The organism is Mucilaginibacter sp. (genome assembly GCF_028287845.1).
Lineage (GTDB): Bacteria > Bacteroidota > Bacteroidia > Sphingobacteriales > Sphingobacteriaceae > Mucilaginibacter.
In genome coordinates this window covers 1-5178 of record NZ_JAQBOW010000135.1, presented here as the reverse complement: position 1 = coordinate 5178, position 5178 = coordinate 1, and the positions used below count along the sequence as shown (strand labels likewise).

The 5178-nt window shown below is 40.2% G+C and carries 4 protein-coding genes; 1 reads left to right on the top strand and 3 read right to left on the bottom strand.

Translation table 11 applies throughout. The features are described 5' to 3' along the window. From JWP71_RS13580 to JWP71_RS13570, 3 genes are all read right to left on the bottom strand, one after another. Positions 1 to 701: methyltransferase domain-containing protein (locus tag JWP71_RS13580; RefSeq protein WP_299500936.1), on the bottom strand; the 701-nt coding region annotated here is incomplete at its 3' end. An 817-nt stretch (positions 702 to 1518) separates the two neighbouring features. Continuing rightward, positions 1519 to 4122, bottom strand: coding sequence for a M1 family metallopeptidase (locus JWP71_RS13575; protein WP_299500934.1), 2604 nt, complete (start codon positions 4120 to 4122; stop codon positions 1519 to 1521). A gap of 96 nt (positions 4123 to 4218) precedes the next feature. Next, on the bottom strand, positions 4219 to 4686 hold the full coding sequence (locus JWP71_RS13570; RefSeq protein ID WP_299500932.1) for a RidA family protein: 468 nt from the start codon (positions 4684 to 4686) through the stop codon (positions 4219 to 4221). Between the two features lie 180 nt (positions 4687 to 4866). Between JWP71_RS13570 and JWP71_RS13565 the strand changes: the two genes are divergently transcribed. Next, positions 4867 to 5178, top strand: a 312-nt coding sequence (locus JWP71_RS13565) for a cytochrome ubiquinol oxidase subunit I (protein WP_299500930.1), incomplete at its 3' end; no start/stop codon positions are given.

Here is a 5178-nt window from a genome sequence, read left to right as displayed (position 1 = left end):
CCATTCCAACGTTTAGTTGTTCGGTGACATTTAAAATCAATTGAGTGGGACATGATTCCTCCCTTTTTCAACCATTTTGAGAAGGCAACATATGTCCCTTCAAGATCTTCAACATGTTCCAGTACTGCCTGAGAATACACAAAATCAACTGAGTCAGGGCTTATGACTTTATAATCATCCCAGGGGACATAAAATTTGACAAGGGTGTTCCGGGGATTGTCAGGATTCTTAATTTCTTCACGTATCGCCTCAAGGCGGGATTCAGATAAGGAGTCTTTTAGTATTTCCTCTGAAAGAATGTTATCCGGAAATGCATAAGTATCAAGTTGAGGTTGAACCTTAGGATATTCAGTATTATCTGGAATAGGCGCTTTATTTTTAAACAAAACAACCAGTTCTTCGAAGATCTTTAAATTTCGTTCTACATTCCAGTATTTTATTACATCAAATGCCCTGAAAGACTCGCAACCAGACAACAATGCCGCAAAACCAATTCCTAAAGAGTCTCCCGGACCTAGCTCTGCAACCCTTTTGGGAACCCCATTCCGTACAGAATTCAACATTTTAAGGTGTCTTAGCCAGACAGAGTAGCAATATTTACTTTCAATAGTACCACCTGTTCTGTACGACAATAGTGTTTTGACAAATGGCATATGTAAGACCAGGCCAATTGTCATTGGTGTTAATTTTTCTTTCCACATGATTATAATTATTATTAGTTTGTTTTATATTGAATGTTTCACAATACACTTAGCCTCGCCAACTTTCTAAGTTTATTTAAGGGAGCTTATTTAAACATATCATTATCTGCCCTTGTTGGTGTTATCACCAACAAATACCGTTATGTTTAGGAATCAGGGTAATATCGATATAAACTGGTCAACGCAATTTGTTGGTGATAACACCAACAAAGGCCGCGACAATTTCTTTAATAATTTCTTTTTTCATATTTACTTAGGTTAGATATATTTAAACAGAAATATGGAATCGAAAATCCCGTTGGGATAAATATATGGACACAAAAAGATAAAAGCATGTTCAATTTGCTTCACATTATTTCAGGAAAACTTTACACAATGAAATAAAATTAATCTATAGTTAGACAAACTTAATGTGTTGGTTAATTACCAAGTACAGGGTTGGATTGGGATACTACATCATACGCGAAATGCAATCCGATGATATTGAAGTATTTTTAAAAACACCTTTTTGTCATCCTGAATGTAGTGAAGGATCTTATTAAATCGGTAAGCATAAGGGCAGTCATTCAGATAATTTGTTTACGTATAAGATTCTTCACTACGTTCAGAATGACAAATTAATCTTTCGAACACTATTATCTTCCCCTGATTGGCATTACCATTATTCTAAACTTTCTTGAAGTTGAGCTTGCTTAAAGCGTTTGCCCCCTCCCTACCCTCCCAGGGGAGGGAATCGCACTGGCCATCGCTTTTTTTAATCTTCCGAACTAATAAACTTACGAAGTTTTAGAAACTTCGTAAGTTTATTAAAGAGAGCTTACTTAAACATATCATTCGTTAACCCGGTATTAGCCACCGCGCTATTCACCTTTAGCTCAACAGGCGCGCCTATCAGTACGGTTTTAATATTGTACGGTATTTTAACTCCATTCACATCGCGGTAGTCATCAAATTCAGTTGACGAACTATTGGCTACATCTGTAATTTGCTTGATCTTATAACCGGTTTTAATATCAAAGTATGATTTAACCCTGGTACCATCCGGATGTGTTGCCACAACTAAATACGTCAGCACATCATTTACGGCCCGCAGGGTAGAATCTAAAGTTATTGAATAACCGGCTTTACTATAATCCAACTCCGGGAAGAAACCAAAGCGGTCAACTAAATGGCGCTGATATTCTTTGGTTGCATTAGCAACAGGTAGGTTTTGCTGTATTACGCTCACGCTGTCTGCATTGCCTTTAAGGTGCAGCAAAATATAGTTGTTATAAGATGGGGCAATTGCGCTATAATCAAACTTATCAGGCGCTTTATATTTGTTTGATACCTGTACGGTTACTCCCTGTACTGTTCCTTCGGCATTAATGGTCATGTCCTTTATATCCTTTACTTTATCGGCGCCGCCAATAGCATCTAAATAATTTTTAATTACCGATGCCGCGGTTACACCTTTTGCAACCGGCACCCCACTAAAAGAATTATTTTCTGTATTGGTATCCGGTAATTTATGTTCGGGATCAAGGGTAACCAATGTTATTTTAGATGTTGATTTATACGGAAATACCCATACGCTGCCGCGTTGCCATATTTCGGCAGGCAGTTTAACTATTCCTGTTTTGCCGTTTTCTTCTTTTATAGACGCGGTTAGCGGCAATGCCATTTCACCCAAATTCTCAACAGTGATCAGTGAGCCTTTAGATGGGTCGCCATCATTATAATCTATTGCCTTTACAGATTGATCAAGCTTCCAGGTATTCAGGAACCACTCGTTCCAGAACCAGCTCAGGTCCTCGCCTGCCGCGTTATCCATCGAGTGGAAAAAGTCCCACGGGGTTGGGTGCTTAAATGCCCAGCGTTTAATATAAGTTTTAAAAGCATAATCAAAACGCTCAACGCCCAATATCTGTTCGCGCAAAATAGTAAGGCCCAGTGCAGGTTTTTCATAAGCGGCAAAACCCAAATAATCAGGCTGAATAACATCGGGTGTATTCATAATCGCGTCCGCATCCGGGTTAAACATATCCGGGGCTCCTTTTTGAGCGTCCTGGTTTTCAAAATATTCGCCGTTATTAAACACTTTGGTATCAACCTTATTTATAAAAGTGTTAAAGCCTTCGTCCATCCAGGCGTATTTACGCTCATTACTGCCAACTATCATCGGGAACCAGTTATGACCAAATTCATGGTTAGTTACTTCCCACAGTCCGCCGGCTTGCGATTTCCATCCGCAGAAAACAATACCCGGGTATTCCATGCCGCCTACTATGCCGGCCACGTTGGTAGCTACCGGGTAAGTATATTCAAACCATTCTTTTGAATATAGTTCGATAGCGTTTTTTACATATTCTGTTGATCTGCCCCAGGCTTGTTTACCCGTAACTTCAATTGGATAAATTGATTGTGCCAAAGCCTTTTTACCGCTAGGCAAGTTAATACGTGCCGCGTCCCAAATAAATGCTTTTGATGCCGCCCAGGCTACATCGCGCGTGTTTTTGCAGAAGAAGTGCCAGGTAAGGTTAGCTTTTTGCGGATAAGACTTTTTGCTGGCGATATCAGCCGAATCGCGGATGCTTACCGTTTTATCACTAACTCGTGCTGCAGCCAACCTGCTCATAGCAGCTGGCGACAATACTTCGGCAGGGTTAAGCAACTCGCCAGATCCTGCTACAATTAAACCTGCAGGAGCAGTTACCGTGTAATCAATATTACCATACTCCAAATAAAACTCGGCTGCACCCATGTAAGGTATGGTGTTCCATCCCGTTACATCATCATAAACCTCCATGCGCGGGTACCATTGTGCAATTTCATACACCCAGCCATTTTGGGTATTTAATCTGCCCATACGGTCTGTACCATATTCGGGCACATCAAAGGCATAATCTATCTTTATATCTAATTTCTGCCCGTTTGCCTTTAGCGAATCCTTTAGCTTAATCTGCATACGGGTATCGGTAATTAGGTAATCGACCTTTTCGGCTTTGCCATTTTTTATAATGTAAACGCCTTTTATCTCGTCACCGTTAGTATAAGTTTTATTGGTAAACCTACCGCCTGTAACAGGGCTGGTAGCTTGTCCCCTCGAGTCTTCCCGATAAATATTCTGGTCAACCTGTAACCATAAAAACGGCAGGCCATCGGGGCTGTTATTGGTATAAGTAATAACGGCAGTACCTGTTACTCTGTGTTTCGCGGTATCAAGCGTTACATTCAGTTTATAGTCGGCACGGTTTTGCCAGTATTTTGCACCGGGTGCACCACTTGCCGAGCGGTACTGATTACCTTTTTCGGGATAAAATAACGGATTAAAAACTTTATGCTGATCGTACTTTACAGGCGCAGGATCAGTAGTTTGCGCTTGTGTGGTATAGGCACCGATGGCTAATGACAGCGCGAAAATGAATTTATTAAACTTCATGTTGTTAGATAAATGTTAAAGGGATTTTCTAAAGATATGTTATCGGTATAAATTTTCAAAATATTAGACATTCCTTGCAGATAAAAACGTTGCAAACTATCCCACCAACTCAAATATGGCTTCAATTTCTACCGGGATATTGTCGGGCAAAGAGCTAACTCCTATCGCGCTGCGCGCGCCAATACCATTTTCATCGCCCCAAACTTTGGCAAACAATTCGCTACAGCCGTTGATAATGAACGGGTGGTTTTTAGTATCTGTAGTACAATTAACCATGCCCAATACTTTAATTATTCGTTTCACTTTATCCAAACTACCCAAATAATTTTTTATTGTTGATAGTATAGCAAGACCAACCAATTGTGCTGCGTGTTTACCATCTTCGGCATTCATGGTTTCACCAACACGGCCAATTACCAGGCTGCCGTCCTCTTTAAAAGTTCCGTGACCGGATACGTATAAAAAATTTCCAGCTACTAAACATGGTTTGTAAACGCCAATAGGTTTTGGTGCAGGCGGGAGCTTTAGGCCCAATGCGGCAAAGTTTTGTTCGGGTGTGTTCATGGTATAAAATTAGGTGTTTTAAATTGAAAAGTCCGCCTGATCTACCTGACCCTACCTGAACCTACCTGACCTGACCTCACCCTAATTTAAAATCAATATTTATAAACTTTATTATTAGCATTTTAATATCCTTTAATGTTTACGGGTTATATTTGAACATCTTGTTTAACCGCAATAAACATGAATGATTTTTTAGCAGCCAGATCACAAATGGCCCTGTCGCTGGGTTTTCACATCATATATTCCTGTATAGGTATGGTGATGCCTGTTTTTATGGCTATATCGCACTATAAATACATCAAAACCCAAAACACGGTTTATAAAAACATAACGCAAGCCTGGAGCAAAGGCGTATATATATTTTTTGCAACCGGCGCGGTATCGGGAACTATGTTTTCCTTTGAGCTTGGTTTACTGTGGCCAAAATTCATGGAACATGCCGGGCCCATATTTGGCATGCCATTTTCGTTAGAGGGGGTAGCCTTTTTTATC